At 33.6% G+C, this 21,725-nt stretch carries 17 protein-coding genes; 1 reads left to right on the top strand and 16 read right to left on the bottom strand.

What is annotated here, in order from left to right:
* Nucleotides 1-2 precede the first annotated feature (2 nt).
* Nucleotides 3-737, top strand: a complete 735-nt coding sequence (locus BST91_RS04070; protein WP_085774561.1) for a tyrosine-protein phosphatase — start codon at nucleotides 3-5, stop codon at nucleotides 735-737.
* A gap of 17 nt (nucleotides 738-754) precedes the next feature.
* On the opposite strand, the gene BST91_RS04065 is transcribed toward BST91_RS04070, so the two are convergent.
* The 16 genes from BST91_RS04065 to BST91_RS03990 form a co-directional block, all read right to left on the bottom strand.
* Nucleotides 755-2,377 (bottom strand): GumC family protein, encoded by a 1,623-nt coding sequence (locus BST91_RS04065; protein WP_085774560.1) that lies wholly within the window; start codon nucleotides 2,375-2,377, stop codon nucleotides 755-757.
* A 5-nt stretch (nucleotides 2,378-2,382) separates the two neighbouring features.
* Complete coding sequence (locus BST91_RS13180; protein ID WP_085774559.1) at nucleotides 2,383-3,144, bottom strand: Wzz/FepE/Etk N-terminal domain-containing protein; 762 nt, start codon at nucleotides 3,142-3,144, stop codon at nucleotides 2,383-2,385.
* An 8-nt stretch (nucleotides 3,145-3,152) separates the two neighbouring features.
* Entirely contained in the window at nucleotides 3,153-3,935 is a 783-nt protein-coding gene (locus tag BST91_RS04055) for a polysaccharide biosynthesis/export family protein (RefSeq protein WP_085774558.1), read from the bottom strand.
* Nucleotides 3,936-3,940: 5 nt separating this feature from the next.
* On the bottom strand, nucleotides 3,941-5,878 hold the full coding sequence (locus BST91_RS04050; RefSeq protein ID WP_085774557.1) for a polysaccharide biosynthesis protein: 1,938 nt from the start codon (nucleotides 5,876-5,878) through the stop codon (nucleotides 3,941-3,943).
* A 69-nt stretch (nucleotides 5,879-5,947) separates the two neighbouring features.
* Nucleotides 5,948-9,229, bottom strand: coding sequence for a T9SS type A sorting domain-containing protein (locus BST91_RS04045; protein ID WP_157546890.1), 3,282 nt, complete (start codon nucleotides 9,227-9,229; stop codon nucleotides 5,948-5,950).
* Between the two features lie 566 nt (nucleotides 9,230-9,795).
* Entirely contained in the window at nucleotides 9,796-10,935 is a 1,140-nt protein-coding gene (locus tag BST91_RS04040) for a DegT/DnrJ/EryC1/StrS family aminotransferase (RefSeq protein WP_085774555.1), read from the bottom strand.
* 26 nt (nucleotides 10,936-10,961) lie between these two features.
* Complete coding sequence (locus BST91_RS04035) at nucleotides 10,962-11,492, bottom strand: sugar transferase (protein ID WP_085774554.1); 531 nt, start codon at nucleotides 11,490-11,492, stop codon at nucleotides 10,962-10,964.
* Entirely contained in the window at nucleotides 11,482-12,075 is a 594-nt protein-coding gene (locus tag BST91_RS04030; protein WP_085774553.1) for an acetyltransferase, read from the bottom strand. The genes BST91_RS04035 and BST91_RS04030 overlap by 11 nt, the downstream gene beginning before the upstream one ends.
* A 3-nt stretch (nucleotides 12,076-12,078) precedes the next feature.
* Nucleotides 12,079-12,681: a sugar transferase gene (locus BST91_RS04025; RefSeq protein WP_085774552.1), complete on the bottom strand. Its 603-nt coding sequence runs from the start codon at nucleotides 12,679-12,681 to the stop codon at nucleotides 12,079-12,081.
* Nucleotides 12,681-13,919, bottom strand: a complete 1,239-nt coding sequence (locus tag BST91_RS04020; protein ID WP_085774551.1) for a glycosyltransferase family 4 protein — start codon at nucleotides 13,917-13,919, stop codon at nucleotides 12,681-12,683. The genes BST91_RS04025 and BST91_RS04020 overlap by 1 nt, the downstream gene beginning before the upstream one ends.
* Nucleotides 13,920-15,716, bottom strand: coding sequence for an alginate lyase family protein (locus BST91_RS04015; RefSeq protein ID WP_211280404.1), 1,797 nt, complete (start codon nucleotides 15,714-15,716; stop codon nucleotides 13,920-13,922).
* Nucleotides 15,717-15,783: 67 nt separating this feature from the next.
* On the bottom strand, nucleotides 15,784-17,901 hold the full coding sequence (locus BST91_RS04010) for a bi-domain-containing oxidoreductase (protein WP_085774549.1): 2,118 nt from the start codon (nucleotides 17,899-17,901) through the stop codon (nucleotides 15,784-15,786).
* Nucleotides 17,876-18,340 (bottom strand): hypothetical protein, encoded by a 465-nt coding sequence (locus BST91_RS13525; RefSeq protein ID WP_394335650.1) that lies wholly within the window; start codon nucleotides 18,338-18,340, stop codon nucleotides 17,876-17,878. Before BST91_RS13525 ends, BST91_RS04010 begins: the two co-directional genes overlap by 26 nt.
* Nucleotides 18,341-19,192: 852 nt before the next feature.
* On the bottom strand, nucleotides 19,193-20,443 hold the full coding sequence (locus BST91_RS04000) for an O-antigen polymerase (protein WP_085774547.1): 1,251 nt from the start codon (nucleotides 20,441-20,443) through the stop codon (nucleotides 19,193-19,195).
* A 15-nt stretch (nucleotides 20,444-20,458) separates the two neighbouring features.
* Nucleotides 20,459-20,983 (bottom strand): acyltransferase, encoded by a 525-nt coding sequence (locus BST91_RS03995; protein WP_085774546.1) that lies wholly within the window; start codon nucleotides 20,981-20,983, stop codon nucleotides 20,459-20,461.
* Nucleotides 20,970-21,563 carry a glycosyltransferase family protein gene (locus BST91_RS03990; protein WP_085774545.1) on the bottom strand — a complete coding sequence of 198 codons (594 nt, stop codon included), beginning with the start codon at nucleotides 21,561-21,563 and terminating at the stop codon, nucleotides 20,970-20,972. Before BST91_RS03990 ends, BST91_RS03995 begins: the two co-directional genes overlap by 14 nt.
* Nucleotides 21,564-21,725: the final 162 nt, after the last annotated feature.

Here is a 21,725-nt window from a genome sequence, read left to right as displayed (position 1 = left end):
ATATGTTCTTTTTTTCAAAAAAGCATTTCCTTGTAGATTTGATTGACGGATTAACCGACATTCACAATCATATTTTACCCAATATTGATGATGGCTCTAAGGATTTAGACATGACATTAAAAATGGTAGAAGGAATGAAGTCGTGCGGATTTAAAAACGCTATAGCTACTCCACACACTATGGAGGATTACTACGGAAATGATGATATAAAAATCACAAACCATTTTCTTAATACAATACAAGAATTAGAAGGAACACATGCTCGTGACTTTATTGTTCATGCCGCATCTGAATATATGATGGATAGTAGTTTTGAATCCCTTCTCGATCAAGATAAATATTTATGTATCAAGGATACTTATATCCTTACCGAGTTAAGTTACTTTCAACCACCACAAAATTTAAATGATCTAGTATTTAAAATGTGTTCTATGGACTTAATTCCGATACTCGCTCATCCAGAACGTTATCGGTATTTTGGAAGTTCAAAAATGGAGAGTTTGATAGAAAGAGGTTTTGAGCTACAACTTAATTTATTATCGTTAAGTGATCATTATGGTAAGGATGCTTTCGCGAAAGCGGAAAAATACTTACTTCAAGGATACTACAGCTACATAGGAACCGATGCTCACAAGCCAGAGCATTTGGAAAAATTGAAAAACATTCAAATTAAGAGCAAGTGGGTACCTGCAACAAAAAAGCTGATGGAGAACCATCAGCTTATTTTTAATTCCTAGTAAAACGCTTTGGTCTATTATCTTTTAAACTTTTCCTTCAAAGAGGTCCAAAAACTTTGTTTTTCTGCTCCGTAAGAGTAACCATACTTATTACCATAACCAAAGTTGGCCATCTTAACATCGTTAATCACTAATGCAGCATTCTTAATCTTCTCAGATTTCAGAGTATCTGAAATATACTCTAATAATGAAAACTCTGTATAATCGGCACGAGTTACATACACTGTGACATCGGCGTATTTGTTAATCAACAAAGTGTCGGTTACTAAAATAGTTGGTGCCGAATCGATGATGATCAAATCATAATCGTGTTCAGCTTCATTAAATAAGTCTTGTGTTCTTTTTTGCATCCAAAGCTCCGCTGGATTCGGAGGTATAGCTCCAGACAGTACTATATCTAGATTTGAATTATCTGGATCTGTAATAACAAGATCTTTGATTTTGATTGAATCATTAGTCAAAAATTCTGTTACTCCACGCTTACGTTTAAATTGTTTGTTGTAAAACCTGTGTAATTGTGGATTTCTAATATCACCTCCGATCAATAATACTTTTTTTCCTGAATAAGCATTAGTAAGTGCTAAGTTAAAGGCTACAAAAGTTTTCCCTTCTCCTTTCACCGTTGATGTTACTAGAACCTTTTGAGCACGTTGCTCTTCAGGTAAAGCATTTAGCTTATAAGCTAAATTCGTCCTAAGAATTCGGAAAGCCTCAGCAAGCACAGATCTATCATTCGTCTGTATACGATCCTTATCATCTTTAGCAAGTTTTGGGATTTCGCCTAGAATTGCTGTCTCAGGTAACGACTTTTCGAGATCTTTACGACTTTCTATTTTATTATTAAAAAGTGTTTTAAGATATACAATTGCTATAGGAATTAATAAACCAATTATTAAGGCTGATAAATAAATAATTTTTGGTTTTGGTGACACAGGTTGTTCATTAGCCCATGCTCTATCTACAATTTTTGCTTTAGGAGTAGCTGAAGCAACAGAAATAGCTGTAGTTTCTCTTTTCTCTTTTAATAATAAATAAATAGCTTCGATAACCGAACGGTTACGCTCTATACTTCTACTGTATCGTGCTTTATCTGGGACAGCTGCAATTTGTCCTGCTATCCTTGCCTTTTGATTTCTTAAGTTATTCAAATTTATTTCTAAGTTTTTAATATAAGAATCAATTGAACTTTCAATGGATGTTTTTACAGCATCAATCTGACTCGCTAGATTAAGAACTACAGGATTTTCTTCTGTTGCAGATTCTAGTCGCTTATTGTATTCTAAAACAAGTGTATTATATTTTTCCGATAATCCCGCAATAGTTAGATTTTCCAGCCCAATACCAGTAGGCAGTGTGGTATTAGAATCTGTATTCATATATCTTTTGACAGATTTCGCCATTTCAATCTGAGATTGTACGGCAGTTATTTGGGCTTGCAGTTGATTTGACTGCTGTAAATCCAAACCAGCTTCAACAGATAAATCTGTGATACCTCTAGAATCTTTAAAGGACTGTTGGGTAGTTTCAACACTATCCAGATCTCTTTGAACTTCTTTTAAACGTTCATCTATAAAATCAATTGTGTTTAAGGCTACTATATTTTTATCCTGAATAGCGTCCTGATTATATACATCTACCAAGGTATTTAAAAATCTATTGCCTTTTCCTTATTTGGATTGGTAATAGATAATATCAATGCACTACTTCTTTTATCAGGTTTACTAAGTTTTAAATTAGATTGATAAGAGAGAATAGTTTTACTGATAGGCATTAAAGTAAACTGAAACTCTTTTTCAGATAAATTTTCTAAACTTTCTTGATTATTTTTATTTGATAGATTAGGTAACAAGATGATCTCAAACCGATCTCCTATTAATAAAGGTGATCCAAACTTGATACTTTTCCAACTACCCTTATCTGACAATTTATAGTTTACGGCCTCATCAGTAGGATTTTTTAAAAAAATATGGATTGGCTTATCTATTTTATAATGCAGACTATCGGTCAATCGTTTAATTAAAATAGGAGATTGTTTGTAAACATATGAATCTTTTATATTCCCTAGGACTTGATAACTAGTGGCTAAATCGAGTTTATTAATTACATCTTCTATCAATCTTTTAGACTTTAAAATTTCCATTTCATTTTCTAAAGAATTGTAAGAAGCTCCAAAAGCATCAATATCCCCTAAAGCCAATTGTTCGGATATTCCGCCTCCCATTTGAGTATCCTTAATGATTACTGAGGTATCCGCTGAATATTCGTTCACAGCATAGCGTAAATATATAAATGCTAAAACTGTACAGAGCAATATTGAAATTATAATAAAAGGGCTGGCCTTTAAATAAGGTTTTAGTTGATCAGCTAAATTAAGATTATTCTGGTTTGTTCGATTATTTGAATCCATATATATCTTTAATTATTACGTGTAATTAAAATAATTACTGATAACACTAAACTCGCTATACTCACGAATACACCTGCATACCTCGTATAACCTCCAGAACTAGCCTTAGCACCGTTTGGCTGTACGATAACAGTATCATTTTGTTCTAAATAGTAAGCTTCGCTATTTATAAAAGCCGAACTGGTTAAATCAACTTTTAAGGTTTCTTGATTTCCTTCGTTGTCACGAATAATCAAAATTTCATCCCTTTTTCCATCAATAGTCAAATCACCAGCATAACCCAATGCTTGTATAAGCGAAATTCGGTTATCCTTAAAATCATAAGTGCCTGGACGATTTACTTCTCCTACTACAGTAAATTTAAAATTCAGTAATCTGACTTCGACATCAGGTTGTTTAAGATATTTGGAGAGCTTAGAGGTTAGTAATTCCGAAACTTCCATTAAGGTTTTGCCTTTAACCAAGATTTCCCCTAACTCTGGAAATGTGATTGTTCCATCAGGTTTTACTAAATAACCGTCTAGCATTTGTTGACTAACAATTTGGGTAGTATTTTGATTAATCGCTGGAACAAACTTATTATATTGTTGAGCCGTGGTCATATCATCTGTTGTCACAGTAATACGTAGTAAATCATCGGGTTTAATCGTTACCTCATAATTGTTATTTTCGATAGGAAGATTTTCGTTCATATCCTGAACATATACAATCTGCTTTCTTGTCGTGCACGAAAAAGAAAGAGCTGAAAGGACAAGTAATAGTATTAAGCTTTTAAGCTTAGCAATTTTCATGTAATTTAATTTTTGTCTAAGGCCTCAAAGATACTGTTATTGCTCTTGAATTCAGGTACAATTTCCTTCAATTTGGAAACAATACTTTCATCATTGCAACCTAAGGTAAGCTGTTTTAAGTCCTTGATATTATTCTGTATGTCGGTATATGGGTATGAGTCCACCGTTGCTACCATGATTTTTTCATGGTGCGTAGGTAAAGTAGTCGATTCATCAGTTAACAATTCTTCGTAAAGTTTTTCCCCAGGTCTTAAACCTATTACTTTTATTTCTATATCAACATTCGGTTCAAATCCAGAAAGCCTTATCATACGCTCTGCCAAATTCATAATTTTTACTGGTTTACCCATATCAAACACAAAAATCTCACCTCCTTTACCCATAGTCCCGGCTTGGAGTACCAATTGACAAGCTTCTGGAATAGTCATAAAGAAACGTATAATATCTTTATGAGTAACTGTTACAGGTCCACCTTCTTCAATTTGCTTTTTAAAGAAGGGTATCACCGATCCATTAGAACCAAGTACATTACCGAATCTGGTGGTTATAAATGTAGTTTTATGTTTTTCTTTTTGTAGAGACTGTACGTACATTTCGGCACAACGTTTGCTCGCACCCATCACATTAGTTGGGTTAACAGCCTTATCAGTACTTACCATCACAAATTTAGACACTTCATACTTAACTGCTAAATTTGCCAGATGTGTGGTTCCCAAAACGTTTACATTGATAGCTTCCTTAGGATTGTGTTCAATTAAAGGAACATGTTTGTAGGCAGCCGCGTGAAAAACTACTGAAATATCATTTTTCTGAAAAATAGACTCTAATCGGTGATGCTCTCTGACATCGGCCAAAAGAAAATCGTATTCCTGCTCAGGAAATGCTTTTTTTACCTCTATTTCAACATGATATAGTGGTGACTCAGCCTGATCTAATACCAAAATTTTCTTAGGCTTGTAATTTGAAATTTGTCTGACAATCTCGCTTCCAATAGATCCTGCTCCTCCAGTAACGAGTATTGTTTTACCTCTTAAATATTCATTAATTTTATCATCAGATAATCTTATCGGATTACGCTCTAGAAGGTCTTCAATTTGTATTTTCTTAATACTTTCATTGACATTAGAGGATCCATCTAGCTCATCAATTTTAGGAGCATTGAACACTTTAAGTCCTTTGGCTAGTAGACTATCTACAATTTTATTCTTTTCTTTGCGAGAAATTGTATTATCAGCGATAATAACTCCGCCTATTTTCAAGGGAGCGATATTCTCATATAATTCATCATCGTTTTTAAAAACACTCTTACCTTGAATCTTAATTCGCCCCATCCTTTTAGAGGAACTTATGAATCCCTTTAAGTTGTACTTTGCATTATCCGATATAGAAATTGCCTCAGCCAAAGCAATAGAATTGTCATTTACGCCCCAAATTAAGACATTAATGGACTCTGTATTGATAGTAGAAAATAGCTTATAGAAACCTTTTACGGTAAATCTAAATGCAAATAGTAAGGTGAAAGTCACCATAAGATCTACCAGTAAAAAAGGAACTAAATAAATCTTTGAATGAAAAGTGAAATAATACAGATAATTAATTGCTAAAAGTAAAAGAATGCTCGAACTACAAGCAACCGCTACTTTGAATAAATCTACAAACGTACTGTGACGAATTAAACCAGAATAGGTGCTGAAAATAAAAAAGAACATCAAATAACTTAAACCAATAGTTAAGCCTTGTTGCTCTAGAGTAAGTACATGATAAAAATTAGGGGTAATGCGGTTAATGATCGCAAAACTCAATAAAAAAGAAATAAGAACGATGGTGAGGTCTATGGTAAGGATCACCCATCTAGGTAAGTAATTCAAATTTTTAAAACTCAAAGAGCTTTTTTCACCCCACAAAACACTGGCTGATCGTTTTTTAAAGTAATTCCACTTCATGCCGCAAAAATAAAGAAAAAGGTAATCCGTACGGATTACCTTTCCTAATTATTCTTAAATTTTGTAAGATTACTCAACCACAATTTTCTGAGTTGCTAGGGTACCATTCGACTCCAATTGCACGAGATAAACACCGGACTTCAAATTCGTAATCAACAATCCATCATTCATAATCTCGCTACCTTTTTGGATATTAGAAGTTAAAACTCTTCCTCTTAGATCGGTTACACTCCAAGAGTATGATGATGATGGATTTAAACCATTCATTTTTAATACCTCACCGTTACTAATAGGATTTGGATACATAGTTACTGCTTTCGCGAAAGCGATATCACCTTGTCCTAATGTCACAGTAGTAAACTTGATGGTAAACCTGTTTGTGAAACTAGAGGTAGTAGCAGGATCCTGGGTAAACACGTACGTATTATCTGAAGCAGTTAATACCTTTTCAGTATTAGTATAAGCATCTTCTAAAACTACTTGTAGATTAGTACCTGTAAGCTGTAGGTCAAGTGAGAGCTCATATTGAGCATTTATTAATCCAGATAAGTTCAACGGAATTTCCATCCCATCAAATGGTAAACCATAGGAGTTTATCGCGTAATTTTCATTATTATCTTCAATCCAAATGCTTTCATTAAGATTCATGAACTTGGTCATGGTAGAAGAAGTAGGATTAGAAAATTTAGCAATAGTCCCATCTACGGCGGCGATAGTTGCTTCGTTAGTTATTGGACTCAAATTAACTCTAAAGTAGTCCATACTACTAGATCTATAAACAGCATTAGTTTGGTTACTAGCAATCTTGTGAGACTCTTTAAAAGTTATTTGTGGATCAAAAGGAGCTGTACTATCATCACTTATCTCAACAAATACTGCCTGAGTAGGCTGTAAATTTTCATCAACTTGTGAACCTGCTACCGTATTTATTCCTAAACCAAAGTCATAGGATACATATGCACCATTAGTTTGAACAGTTGGATCCCAAGCGTAGTAATTAGCTTCATTAATATCAGTTGTTCCACCATCTTTTAAAACCAAATTGAAATCAACCTGTGAAGGATATGGATTTCCTACAAATAAGAACTCACCGTTAGATAAGGTATTTGAAAAAGATTTTACCACATCTCCTGTTTGTAAACTTCCTTTGGTAACCAACTTAGTGTCTGTGGCGGTTTGAGCGGCCGATGTTAAATCTACAGATCTGTCACCACGAATAAATAGTCTTAAAGGATCACCGGCACTTAAATTTAAATTATTTGTTGCTGCTTCTGCATTCCATGTTTGGGATGGCAAGTTGTCAAAGTTAAAAATTGATGGATTGTTTGTTGGTGACTGATCAAAACCGTTGGAAACCATTCCACCTGTAATTTGTGTCCCTACATTATCCTGATAACCAGCATCTCCTGGATTAAGACCCGATTGTTGCCATTGATCAAAAACCGAAGATGTCATGTTTACTGGTGAAGAAACGAATCTAAATACCCGTCTAGCTGGAAAAAATTGTTCCACTATTAAATCACCATTCAATGAACCATTTGTTACCTCTGCAACATAAGCGCTTGCTCCGTCTGAGCTTGATAAACTTAAGTTATCATTGGTGGATACCACACCATCTACTAGATTAACAAATTCCTTCACGCTACTGCTTGAACTAACAATTACATCTCCTAACACAGTTAAAGAATTAACGTCTCCAAAAAGCCTTGGACTTTCTGATGTTGGATTAACTACAAGTTGGATATTATCAATAGCTAACTCATCAGAACTACCACTACCACTATCATTTGATTCCCAAGCGATAAGATAGGTTTCACCATCTAAAATGGAAAGACCTGTGATATCGGCTGTCACAAAGTTACGTTCCCATTCCTCTACGGCATCTTGTCCAATTCCCGTTTCTATAAAAGAATCAGTAACTGAAGTAAGATTTGTTTTTGATGGACCGTGAGCAAGTACCAAGCTGTTTGTTCTGTCTTCATTATTTAAAAAGTATGCATCGTAAGCTATTGAAATATTAGTTACGGTTTCACCTGTATCGTTTCTAAATTTAAAATAAACGGTACCTGGAGTAAAGTCTGCACCTGTAGGTTGAATTCCAAGTGCTGTATTTCCTGCACCTAGATCAAAGGCATACAAACCACCATTACTCACACCACCTGTAGTTTGACCTCTCGCATAATCACCTGAAGTATAGTCAGCATCAAAATCGGTATCTCCATCACTAAATCCGTCAAAGGAGAAAGTATTTGAATCTAATTGACCTGTTGATGGAAGTTGAGCTAAACCAGATCCATCAAAACTACCATTATTAACGTTTGCTACGGTGTTACCAAAATCAATCGTGTATCTAACATCTGTATTTGGAACACCAAAACCTTGAGGTTCTGGATCTAACACAAAAATACTTGCTTCTAGTGTTGTAGAGGTAGCTGGAGATGCATTAAGATCAGTTGCTGAAATTTCAAAAAACACTTCAGATCCATTTGATTGTGGAGGAATCATTCCTGTCCAAGTGTCTCCAATTGTATTTGTCATAACAACACTACTAGTTAAATTCCCAGAACTTGTACCGTAATTAATCACTACACTTGCAATACCATCAGTATCAGCTATGTCCGCAGTAATTACAATAATATCACTTGAAGTTGGCATGTTTGGTGTCGCTATCACGTTAACAATGCTTGGAGGAGTATTAACAGACCCAATATTTCCAATTACCTGAATGTTATCTATATAGATTCCTTCATCAGTTGAAGTAAACCCGTTAAAAGTCAATGTAATTGATAAGTTAGAATTATTATTTAAATCGATCAAACTAGAAGCAAAATTACTGAAAGTGTTTGCCGAAGTAGAGCAAGTATCAGCTGTACCTGTGCTTAATGCTGGTAATACAAATTGAGGGTCGCATTCTCCAATACCATCAAAATCTGTATCGATTGCCGCTGGTTCATTAAATGAATTATCTGTACTTTGAATCCAAAGCAAATTTTGACTTACTCCACCATCTAAGGAATAGGTTATTAATACTTCTTCTTCTGTATCCCAATCATTATAGTGATGAGCTAATAAATCCAAAGAAAAATTAAATGAATCATAACCAGTTACATCAATATTATCTAAGGTTATAGTTGCCGGTGTTACATTTGAATCTTCTACAGCCCATATAAAAGTGTTATTACCTCCAATGTTTGGGTTAGCCCTGTTGAAAACATCTGTGAAACCGGAACCTTCGGTAGCTGAAGTTGTGTATCCAATATTTTCTTGTTCAAAATCTTGAGTGTATATGATTGTCTGCCCATGTACAATACTAGTGATAAACAAAACAACTAATAGTAGTTTTTTTCTCATAACTGATTTTATTTCGTTAGCAATCAAATATACGAATTTTCAAAAAAATTAACTTAAGGTAATATTAAGTTTATATTAAATTAAAAATGTTCGATAAGGAACTAAAAATTTATAAAGTTTTTTCTATTTCCAGTAGATAAAAATCTCACGGCTTTTTTAGACTTGTCTTGAAATTAGTATTATCTCTTAGACCTCAACTAATAATAAAAACTCACTTGGTAGTAGCTTTATCTTGAGACGAATCATTAATTTTTAAATTTTTATGAATTCGAGGTTCACTTTAAATAAAGAACAATTAAAATTAAAATGATTCTTGAATTAGGAATTATTCTTAATTCTATAAAATACACTTGTAATTCAAGTTTGAAGTACAAGTAATGCTAATTTTAATAAATACGAAGTCTTTTTCTAGTAGAAGTATTTACTAGTTTTCAAAAGTAAAACCACAATTACTAAATTCTTAATCAATCCTTAATTGTCCTAATAATCAAGAATACCTAATACTAAAACTTACTCAAAACAAGTGGATTAATTTACTAGCTCAAGCTGATCTTACTCAAAAAAATTTAGCTGAATAATTTATTTACCACTTCCTCTATTCGACTTCTATCTGAATCGGTTAAATTAGATCCTGAAGGTAAACACAATCCATTTTCAAATAGCCTTTCACAAACTCCAGTTCCATAAAATGGGTATTCTTGATACAAAGGTTGCAGGTGCATAGGTTTCCATAAAGGTCGAGATTCTATATTCTCTTCCTCAAACGCAAGACGTAAATCCTCTCTTGTAATACCACCTGATTTTTTAGGATCAATTAAAATAGCACTTAACCAATGATTACTGTAAAAATCAGAATTAGGTTCACTTAAAAGTGTAACCCCAGGTATCTGATTAAATAATTTGCTATAGAATTGATGCATTTCCCTACGAAGGGAAATATGCTTGTCCAAGACCTGCATTTGACCACGTCCTATTCCTGCACTGATATTACTCATTCGATAATTATATCCTACTTCACTATGTTGATAATGCGGTGCATTGTCTCTAGCTTGCGTAGCTAGAAAAACTGTTTTTTCCTTTCTTTCTTTAGAAGGTACTACCATCGCACCACCACCACTAGTTGTAATGATTTTGTTTCCATTGAAACTCAAAATCCCATAGTCTCCAAAAGTTCCGCACTTTCTACCCTTATAGGTGCTTCCTAGAGCCTCGGCACTATCCTCAATGACTGTGAGTTGATTCGCTTTCGCGAAAGCGTGAATCTCATCTATTTTATAAGGCATTCCATACAAGTGAACAGAAAGCAAGGCTTTAGGTGTTTTTCCCTTTTTAACCCGATCCTCGTAAGCTTTCTTTAAGGATTCAGGACAAATGTTCCATGTCTCCGGTTCGCTATCTACCATAACAGGTATAGCTCCTAAATACAATATAGGGTTTGTGGTACCACAAAAAGTAAAACTTTGGCAAAGCACCTCGTCTCCTGGTCCTACGCCAGCCTGAATCAAGGCTAAATGTATAGCCGCAGTACCACTACTTAAGGCTGCTACGTGAACATTTTCTCCTTGGTAATTTTTCAAATCTTCTTCAAATCCATTAACATTAGGACCCAATGGTGCTACCCAGTTTGTATCAAAAGCTTCTTTTACAAAGTCTCGTTCAGTTCCTCCCATGTGTGGAGAAGACAACCAAATTTTATCCTGTGACATAGAAATTTATTTGTGGCAAAGATAGCCTAGTTAAAAAGAGATTTTATAGTTAGGATTATGATTTTTAAATCATAGAAAAACGAGCGTTTCTCCAAATATTCTAAATTCATTCTTACCTTATCTGGAAAAATTACAGTATCGTTATATTCGAGTGGATTTACTTGTTGAGAAAGTAAGAGCTCTTCCTTTCCATATTTGATAGCGGCAAGGCTAGTTAATCCAGGTTTCAAAAGTAACACTTTGCGCTGTTCTCCTTTAAGATTATCGTAGTAGCCAGGGATATCTGGCCTAGGACCTACAAAACTCATTTCACCTTTAAGGATGTTCCATAATTGAGGAAGTTCATCAACCTTATACTTTCTTAACCACTTTCCGATTCGGGTTACTTTTCCATTCTGCATGGTTTTTAACTTGTAAATTAGAAAAGGTTCACCGTGTTTACCAATTCGATATTGAGTAAAAATTAAACGTGATGAAAATATAACTACTAAAAGTAGCGGTGGTAATAAAAGTAGTAATAACAAAAACGATAGTACAACGTCAAAACTACGCTTCATTGCCCATTTTTATAATTCGTGCAGGATTACCGACTACCGTACAATAATCTGGTAAATCCGATATGACTACAGCTCCAGCTCCTACCCTACACCATTTACCTATTTTTATTCCTGGAATCACAACTGCATTTGCACCAATGTGGGTTCCTTCGCCTATGGAAACGTTACCACACAATGTTGATCCAGGTGAAATGTGAGCAAAATCTTTAATTTCACAATCATGTTCAACCGTAGCATTAGAATTAATAATAACATGTTTACCAATCGTAACTGCACTATTTACAACAGCACCTGCCATTGTAACACTACCTGTATTTATAGTACTATCATTTGCTATAATTGATCTAGGATGAAATAACTTTATAAAATTATTATCTAGATATTTAGTACTTATAAATTTTCTTACCCGATTATCTCCTATTGCAATGATTAACTTATCAACCGAACTTTTTTGTTGAACTGGGTGATCGCAAAAAGTATTTATGTTACTATTGTCATCTATAAATCCGCTCACGCATATTTCATTGAGTCTGAGAATATCTAAAATCACCTTGCCGTGACCGCTAGCTCCGTAAATATACATAGATTAATTTCCTTTAAATCTTGTAGTTGTTGCCTGTCCTTCCGCAGATATACCTTCTGAAATAAATACTTTTTTAACTGTTTTAAATAAAATTTTTAAATCTAAAATAAAGGATTGATGATCTACATACCAAACGTCTAATTTAAACTTTTCTTGCCAGCTTATCGCATTGCGTCCATTAACTTGTGCCCAGCCAGTAATTCCAGGCTTAACTTCATGCCTTCGGGCCTGCTCTTTAGAGTATAGAGGAAGGTACTCTGGTAATAGAGGCCTAGGACCTACAAAACTCATATCTCCCTTAATTACGTTTAACAGTTGTGGTAATTCATCCAATGAAGTTTTTCTTACGATTTTACCTATTGTCGTTAACCTAATATTATCTGGATAAAGCTCGCCATTTTCGTCTGTTTTATCATTCATGGTTTTGAACTTGATAATATTAAAATAATTACCGTTTTTCCCAGGTCTTGTTTGTATGAAGAATGGTGAGCCTGAGTTTGCTATAGTCAGTAAAACTAGAACAGCTATAAATATTGGTAACAAAATTATTAGTGCTAATACTGCAAAAAAAATGTCTGAAGCGGGTTTTAAAAAGTTCTTGTACATTATTTCATAATCGTTTTGATGTACTCTAAATACCTAGTAGCTAAAACTGTTCTGTCAAAGTTAATTTTGGCGTGGTGATAGCCGTTAATTCCCATTTCTAGGAGACGTTTCTCGTTAGCCATTATCTGTCTAATTCCTTGAGCAATAGCACTAGCATTTTCTGGTTCTACGTAGATGCCACAATCTGCCTCTTCGATAAGCTCTCTACTTACACCATCAATCGCTAACAGCGTAGGTTTCTTGCAAGACATGTAATCAAATGTTTTATTACTATAAATGGTTTTAAAGGTATCCACTTTTTTAAGTACAGATGCTCCCATATCTGAAGACAAAATGTATTTAAACACTTCGGCTTTGGCAACGGGTTCTCTAAATATAACATTATCTAAACTACGGTTGTTTTTTTCTTCAATTAATTGATCCTTACGCATACCAGAACCTATAAGTTGAAAAACAATTTTGGTGTCCTTTAACAATTCTGCTGCATCTAGTAATTGAATGAGATGATTTGCAACACCATGAGCCCCTACATATGTTATCACGAATTTGTCCTCTAAGCCTAAACCTTTCTTAAATGCCAATGCATCAAAATCTGCTTGGACGGTCTCTGCCAAAGAAAAATCTGCTGCATTAGGTATAAAAATGATTTTATCGCTTGGAACACCTTTTTCTATAAGTTTAGTACGGAATGCTGGTGTCAATACATTTATAAGTTTTGCTTTCTTGTATATAAAATCCTCAAACCAATAAGCAAATTTTATGATTAGCTTATTCTTTAAAACACCTGTATCTATGGCGCTTTCTGGCCATAAATCTCGTACTTCAAACACAAAAGGTAATCTTTTCAACAGGGACAACACATAAGCCGTAATCCCAACAAATAATGGTGGTGAAGTTACTAAGATAACATCATGCTTAGCTTTTACTTTGAATAATCCTGCATAAATACTGCTGAAGACGAAAGAAAAATAAGCCCACAACCGTCCTAAGAAACTAGAATTATAACTTTCTGAAACATGACAACGAATTACATCCACATTCTCGTAGAAATTTTCATCCTTAAAAACGAACTTACCCTTGTATCGTTCTTCTTTTTTTCCCGTAGCATAGTGAACCATACCTGCAAGAACCGTAACTTGATGTCCTTGGGCTGCCCAAGATTTGGTCATTTCATTAAAACGAGAGCCACCACCATCGTTTTTTTCTAGAAAATATTGATGTATAAGTAATATATGCATTTAAGGATTGATAATAATTTGGGTTTGAATAGAGTTGGTTTGAGTGGAGAATGATACTTCTATTGATTTTTCTTTTACTCCATAGTAGCTCGAGTACCACTTTTCCTTTATTTCATAAGACAGTTCGTTATTAAGACTATCCTTCGCAGCAAAGGTAACTTTTTCAAATAAGTCAGGATTCACATGCCAGTGCTGAGTTATGGTATTATTTTTAGTATCCCTTACTATATCAATGACTTTCCATTCTAGCTTGTTTGGAATCTTAATGACTTTACGATTATGTACTATACCTCCTAAGTGTCGGAAAGCCTTTATGCTACCGTTAAATCTGTAAGCATTTTCTTTTTTTAGAGAAGCCTTGACCCTTTTTACCCACTTATACCATATGAAACGTCCACCCTTAAGCATTTGATCATTACCACCGACAGACAAAGTGTTATGACCTGTTGTACCCATAAAATGCTTTAAATATTTGTCTTCTGTATTATACTTATAACTACCACAATCCCAGAGGTAATTTTTACCATTCACCCAAATATCTAAATGTAGATTATCTGCTTGGGCAGGTCTGTCTTTATACGCGCCACAGCGTATAAAAGTCTTTGTACCTTCTTCATTGATAATATAATAACCACCTTTATCAAATTTGGATACTTCAGGTTGATTGCGCTTTACGAAAGTTGGTTTTTCCATACCGTACCAGGCAAAACTTTCGGATGGTAAAACGGCTTCATTATTAAGTGCCATTCTTAAATCATCTAGCTGGCTGGTGTAATTTCTATAATCTAAATCTGTGAATTTAAAGAATAAGGCGCCATCATTACTACCATAATTCGGTAATTTACCAGATTGTTCATCAAGACATGTATCTAAAAAATTCAAAGAAAGTTGCGCTTTTTTATATACGCTTTCGCGAAAGCGTAATCCATTCAAATCATTCAAACGTATTCCCCATGTGAGTAATTGAACTACTACTCTGTGGTAATTCATTGAATATTGAAGAAACGTCCCATCATCATAAATCTGGTAATCAATTTCCTGTTCAAACCATTTCAACCCATACTGACTCCATTTTTTAGATTCTGGAATGAATGGGAATAATAAATGTGACAGATACAGCATTAAAGTCTCTGTAATAGCATGATTATTGCGTACAGCAATTCGAGAAAAATGAATATTGTTGCGCACATGATGCAAATGCCAGTAAATTGAATTGATAATTTTCTCAAACAATTCCTCAGTTAGATGAGTGCTGTTTTTGAAGTAATGAATGGCGTAAGTCCAGTTCAAGATACGCAGGCTTATCTCCTGACTACATTTATATTGTGGACCAAGGTTTATTGGGTTATTATCTATAAAATCCTCAATCTCGCCCAGAACATAGGCGGCTTGGTCTGAGCCACTATGGTAATCATATCGTAAAATATCGTAGATAAAAGAAAATCGAGCTTTCTCCCATACGAATTTGATATCACCTGCTTCCTTGGATAAATCTGCTATTTGAGACCAATGTTTATTTACATCATATCGATATCCATTACTAGGATTCGCATGCCATTGTGCTGCTTCGTTTAATTGAAATTGCTGGCTGTTAAAGAAAGTGATATTGTTGTTTACGCTTTCGCGAAAGCGTAATTCTAAATCCTTACTCAAGTTTTTATCTAACTTTATAGATTCTCTAGAATGTATGAGAAATGGAATTTCTTCCTTTTTCCAATTCTCTAGTGAGATGAACTTTTTAAATGGTGGATTTGCTGGGAATTTCTTAGCAAACAAACCTGTTTTGATTTGAATCATATGCCAAATACGAAAGCTGACGTAGCGCCAGCCCATATTTTTAATAAAATCAAAAATCAACGATAGTCTACTTAACATCTACCCAATTCCCTGTTTTCAAGCTCTCAATAGCTGCGAAAGATGCTCTAGTGGTATTCACCAAAGAATCCATTTCAATAAGTGCCTCACCGCCATTATTTATATGGTCTACCATTTTCTGGAATTGATTTTTATGACCTTTATCCATTTTAGTCTTAAGCTTACTAAAACCTTTAAAGCCAAATGCCTTTGTAATTCTCCAGTTGTCCAAAATAAGGGTGCGTTCCTGACTGTAAATCTCTACGCGTTCTTTTGAATAAGCTTTACTTCCATTTGCAAAGTAATTGATTACACCATTAGAACCGTTCTCAAATTTGAGTAAAATAGATGCATTGTCCGTGTTTTCTTCAGGATTCACACCCATGGCATTCATACATACGGCAGTAACCTTGCTACCAGTATAATAGGCAATTAAATCTATAAAGTGACAAGCCTCACCGATTATTCTTCCACCACCTACTTTAAGGTCATGCACCCAAACCTCTGGCGGAATTGCACCAGCATTCATAGTCGCAATAACGTTTATAGGTGTTTTTCCATTTCCTATAGCTTCTTTCATTTTCATAGCGTGTGGTGAGAATCTACGATTAAAACCAACGGTAAGACTAGCTTTTGATTCTTTATATACTTCTATAATATTATCAAGTTCTTTATTATTTAGTGCCAGTGGTTTTTCTACAAATACATTTTTACCAGCTTTAAGAGATTTGATTACCATTGGCGCATGTAAGTTGTGTCTAGTGGTAATCATTACGGTACTTACACTATCATCTTTTAATACTTCATCAAAATCTGTTGTACTATTTGCTATGTCAAATTTTTTGGCTAATGTAGTTCCAGAGAGACCACCAGAGCTTATGATGTATTGCAGGTTTGCGTTAGTACCTTTTATGGAAGGCAGCATGGTCATTTTTGTAAAGTTACCAGCTCCTACTATGGCAATACCATTTTTTGAATTGGTATTTAAGTTGCTATTAATGGTAATCGTATTGCTATAGGTAGCGTTTTTATAATCTAAAATAGAGGCAATGGATTTAGAACTTCCTATATCACCATAAATTTTTTGGTAATCTTCTAGGTCTACAATTTCAGTAATCATAGGGTCTACTTCTATATAATTTTTAGAAATAGAATTAAGGATAGTTTCAAAATTGCGTTTCTCAGTCCAGCGTACAAAAGGTAACGGATAATCCTGCCCACGGTTTTCATAGTTTTCATCATATCTTCCTGGACCATAAGAACAGGAAACTTGAAAAGTAAGTTCTTTCTGATAAAACTCTGCACGACTTATATCCAGACCTATAACTCCTACTAGAATGATTCTACCACGTTGACGCGACATTTGAGCTGCTTGTGAGATAACATCGTTAGATTTAGTTGATGCTGTGATAATAACCCCATCTGCTCCTACACCATCTGTAAGTTGCATCACCGTTTTTACTGGGTCTTCACCTTGTCCAGGATTGATAGTTGTAATTCCCCATGTTTTAGCTAGGTCTAGTTTAGACTGATCAAAGTCAATACCGATAACATTACAACCATTTGCCTTAAGTAACTGTGCGGTTATTAATCCTATCAGTCCTAATCCAGTGACTACAACAGTCTCTCCTATCGTAGGCTCACATAATCGTATACCTTGTAAACCTATACTTCCTATTACCGTAAACGCTGCTTGTTCGTCTGATACGTTGTCTGGAATAGCAGCCACTAAATTCTTAGGAACACAAACATACTCTGCATGACCACCATTAGAAGCTACACGGTCTCCTACTTTAAACTCTGAAACTCCTTCTCCTACCTCAATAACTTTACCTACATTACAGTAGCCTAATGGTAATGGCTCTCCTAATTTATTGAACACTGTTTCTAGCGTCGGTATTAACCCGTCTGTCTTGATTTTATCTAAAACCATTTTAACCTTATCAGGTTGCTGTCTTGCTTTAGAAATCAAATTAGATTTTCCAAATTCTACCAGCATGCGTTCTGTCCCTAGCGAGACTAACGATTTAGTTGTCTGAATAAGTACATGGCCACGTTTTACTTGTGGTGCTGGTAGTTGTTCGAGTATAGTTTCTCCTGTTTTAAAGGATTGTATGATTTGTTTCATTAATAGTTTTTATAGAAATGTAATATAAGAAAAGGATAGGTAAGCAATAACAGAAAATTCTTGTTATCAGACCAAGAAACTCAGAGTAAAGTATTAGGAATGTAAATCCGATTAATATTATAAGTTGAATTAATTTAAGGTAAAAATTACTTCTAGTTAAATAAGATTTTAGTAATGCAGATATGCTTACACCGTATAAAAATAGAAATACAAAGTAGATAAAGCCATTAAAATTCATTTTAAGTTCTGTCAATAATCCTGTTGTCAAAGAACCTCTGTACTTATTATTTATCGAATATTTATTTTTACTAACATAATTCTTCATTAAAGGACCAGCACCAAATGGTTTGTTTTTCCATAAAGACCTTGGGATAAAATTTTGAAATGCAGCAATGTAAGTTGCTCCATTTTGATAAGAAATTTGATCTTCATTTTCAATTAACCAGTTTAAATTTTCATGGTTGCCAAAAGTATTATTTAAAAAGACTAAAGTCGAGAATTCAATATTTTTATTTTTATTTCATTTAGATGTTGAATTCGTTCTAATCCCATTAGGTAAAAGACAATAAAACACAAAACAACGCAGTTGATACGAATAAAATATATTTCTTAATTATTTTAAAATTTAAATGGATGATTGAGTAAAAAATAAAAAATAAAAAGAACAAATAATGCATTTCTATATTGAACGAAAACATAATAAGATAAACCTATTAGAACAGAACTTAGGAAAATCACGATATATTTTTTTCTATAATGACTATCTCTTTTTATTAAAGTAAATGAGACAAAACTAACAACCAACATTAGTTGAGCAGACAATGTTAAAAAACCTTTTCCAGTACCAAAATGTACTCTTGAAAACAAATAATCTTGTCTACCATAATCTAATATTTGAAATACAAGAATAACTTGCGTAATGAAGCTGTAAAAAAATAATAAAATGATAAATCGATATACCCATTTATTATGCTTTAATCGAATTGGATTAATAGATTTTATCTCTCTAGGAGTGAAGATTGCATAAATTAAATATCCCATACTTATAACTAGAAAGCTCAGAAACACCAAGTTTAAAGAATCTATATAAGTTGATTCAGCATAATGTTGCTTCACATATCTGTTATAATGGTTTAAATAGAAATACAGTGGTAGACCTAAATGTATAAAGAAGAAAAATGATCCGAATGAAATATAGAATATCTTGTAAATGGAATCATAATTTCTAAAAATCCGAATAACCAATATCATTACTAAATAAATAATGAAGAGCAGATAATAGAATTAATGATCATGATACCCTACTTTCTTTCTTTCTTTGAAATAATAATAATAGGCCACAACCTAATAAGCCATTTATTAAAAGCTGGGATGGAGCACCTGCAATCCAAGTGAACAAATAAACAAAAATTGAACAGTAGACTGTAACCCTGATAATTGTTTTCTTTCCATTTATAAACCTCAAATATACCTTGGTATACAGAAATCCAACTAGGAGACAAAGAAATATACTCCCCATAAAACCAAAGTTATGATATGCCGATCCCCAAACACTTAATGGTGCAGTACCTCTAAAACCTCCAAAAATCTGATCAAAAATTCTATTTGACAAATCACTACCTTTAATTCCTGGCACTAAACCAATTAATGACTCTAACCACTCATTTCCTAAAACTATATTCTGCTTTTCAACATATCGAAATCCAACCACAGCACTTAATTGATTAGAATCAAAGATTCTATGACTTAATTGTTCTAATGTACTAGTCAATCCAGCGTCAGAGACTCTGTTCAACTGTAATGATAGAAATCCAAACACTACGATTATAAAAATGGATGAGTAAAACACAATGGATTTACTAATTTTTCCTGATTTTAATCCTGTGATTATTGCTATAATAATTAAAATGCCAGTGACAAGAAAAGTTCTTTGACCTGTTCCAATTAATGAAAAAACGAGAATTAGCCCAACAATAACAATATAATACCAAAAAAAGTTTCTGTTACGCCATAAGAACGCAAAATAAACAAAAAGAATTGGAAAAATCGTATTTTTAAATTGGTTGAAAATACCGGGTGCGTAATAATTTTTTCCAGAGTAAGCATCTAGTCTCATTTGAACAAAATCATTAGCACCACCTCTCAAGCTTTCTAAAAAAAGATTATATCCTACTAATTGATAATAAAGGATTGACATAGCTATCGAGAAAATCAGCAAATACAATAATCTTTTTTTTCGTTTTTGACTTGATTCTATAAGGGGTTTATTCCAGAATATATAATAACTATTTGAGAAATTTGCTTTTGATATAGCTAACAAATATCCTATGTAAATCAATAGAGGAGAAACTCCTATAATAGCAGCATGCTTATAGTCCGCAACTACATCTTCTTGAAAATATTTAAAACAACCAATACCTACAATTCCATTGAAAACCAAATAAATTATAGCTGGGTTCAATGTCAATCGTTTTCTTTCAATTAGAACGAGAGCAAATGTCTGAAAAACAAACAAATATTTAATTAAATCAAACCAGTTCATAAATTTGATTAAGATTTATTTGAAAATCTCTGCGTCTAAAGAAGGTATTTTTTTCGCTAAATAGTTCTTTGAATCACCAATTATTTTTCCTGGACTACCAATATAAATGGAAAAATCAGGAATTTTACCTCTAACAACTGTACCAGCCCCAATTATACATCCTTTCCCTATTTCTGCACCCGGCATGATTATAGTACCTGTACCAATAAACGAATAATCCCCAATCTTAACCGAATCAAGAATACCAAATGGTTTCTCCTGTTCAACATCAAAGGCTTTAGCTACTGTGTGCAATGACCAATCATGAGTCAAAACTCTAATATAACTGGACATTGTTACTTGGTTTCCTATTTCAATTAGTGAATAATCTGATCCATCAAACCAAATTTTTGAAGAAATATAATTCGGTCTTCCATTAAACCTCATTCCCCATCTTTTAAAAAAATAGTATTGAATATTGGTTGCCCATCTAGGCTTGAAATTTGCTACAGATTTTACAATAAGAAAGCAAAATATTTTTTCAAGTTTATTCGGCTTCATAAAATAGGTTGTTTAATTGATCTTCAAAATAACCAAATTTTGTAGATAAATTTCTAGAATTACTTTTTATTTTTTTAATGCTATCAGGATTATCTAATAATTCACATATTTTGTGTGTTAATGAGGTACTATCTTGATAATTATAGGTAATAGTCACTCCTGCTTGATCAAGATAATTAGCGGTTATAACTTCAGAATTTACAATGACGCCGATTCCCATTTTAAGAGCATCTCCCCATTTGTTTGAAGCTGCTAAAGTATTAACTACTGAATTCGGATCATAATAAGTAAATACAAAATCAGAAGCTAAATAGGTTGCTAATGCTTTGGAATTAGACACTTGCCCTATATATTGTACATTTGGTTTTTTTGAAATGATTTCGGCCTCAGGACAATCTAATTTCCCAGCGAGAATAAAAGCTACATCTTTATCTTTTAAATTTTCGCATAATCTTAGAGCAGTCTTCATACCACGCCCTGAACCTAACCAGCCATTAACATTGATGACTACTGAAGCCTTTATCAAATCCATGGTCTGGTATAATATTTCTGCTTTTTTAATTTCTGATTCACTAGGCATATTTGGAAGAATAAAAACTTTTTCGAATTGAAATTATATCTTTCCGCTACAGGAATAATATGTTTATAACATTTTTGTGAAGTGATTTTTCCAAAAATTGAATTCCAAATTTTAAGGGTTTCGGAAAATTAAATAACATTGAAAATCGATCAGCATCATCGA

The organism is Nonlabens tegetincola (genome assembly GCF_002117085.1).
Taxonomy (GTDB): domain Bacteria; phylum Bacteroidota; class Bacteroidia; order Flavobacteriales; family Flavobacteriaceae; genus Nonlabens; species Nonlabens tegetincola.
Note: the sequence above shows the minus strand (reverse complement) of the source record. Positions and strands in the feature narration are given on the sequence as shown.

Excerpts from the sequence above, each read along its gene's own strand:
- BST91_RS04000 (WP_085774547.1), bottom strand. The coding sequence starts at position 20,443 with ATGAACTGGTTTGATTTAATTAAATATTTGTTTGTTTTTCAGACATTT.
- BST91_RS04030 (WP_085774553.1), bottom strand. The coding sequence starts at position 12,075 with ATGTATATTTACGGAGCTAGCGGTCACGGCAAGGTGATTTTAGATATT.
- BST91_RS03990 (WP_085774545.1), bottom strand. The coding sequence starts at position 21,563 with ATGCCTAGTGAATCAGAAATTAAAAAAGCAGAAATATTATACCAGACC.
- BST91_RS04040 (WP_085774555.1), bottom strand. The coding sequence starts at position 10,935 with ATGTCACAGGATAAAATTTGGTTGTCTTCTCCACACATGGGAGGAACT.
- BST91_RS04045 (WP_157546890.1), bottom strand. The coding sequence starts at position 9,229 with ATGAGAAAAAAACTACTATTAGTTGTTTTGTTTATCACTAGTATTGTA.
- BST91_RS04010 (WP_085774549.1), bottom strand. The coding sequence starts at position 17,901 with ATGAAACAAATCATACAATCCTTTAAAACAGGAGAAACTATACTCGAA.
- BST91_RS04050 (WP_085774557.1), bottom strand. The coding sequence starts at position 5,878 with ATGAAGTGGAATTACTTTAAAAAACGATCAGCCAGTGTTTTGTGGGGT.
- BST91_RS04025 (WP_085774552.1), bottom strand. The coding sequence starts at position 12,681 with ATGTACAAGAACTTTTTAAAACCCGCTTCAGACATTTTTTTTGCAGTA.
- BST91_RS13180 (WP_085774559.1), bottom strand. The coding sequence starts at position 3,144 with ATGGATTCAAATAATCGAACAAACCAGAATAATCTTAATTTAGCTGAT.
- BST91_RS04015 (WP_211280404.1), bottom strand. The coding sequence starts at position 15,716 with ATGATTCAAATCAAAACAGGTTTGTTTGCTAAGAAATTCCCAGCAAAT.
- BST91_RS04020 (WP_085774551.1), bottom strand. The coding sequence starts at position 13,919 with ATGCATATATTACTTATACATCAATATTTTCTAGAAAAAAACGATGGT.
- BST91_RS04070 (WP_085774561.1), top strand. The coding sequence starts at position 3 with ATGTTCTTTTTTTCAAAAAAGCATTTCCTTGTAGATTTGATTGACGGA.
- BST91_RS03995 (WP_085774546.1), bottom strand. The coding sequence starts at position 20,983 with ATGAAGCCGAATAAACTTGAAAAAATATTTTGCTTTCTTATTGTAAAA.
- BST91_RS04055 (WP_085774558.1), bottom strand. The coding sequence starts at position 3,935 with ATGAAAATTGCTAAGCTTAAAAGCTTAATACTATTACTTGTCCTTTCA.
- BST91_RS04035 (WP_085774554.1), bottom strand. The coding sequence starts at position 11,492 with ATGAAGCGTAGTTTTGACGTTGTACTATCGTTTTTGTTATTACTACTT.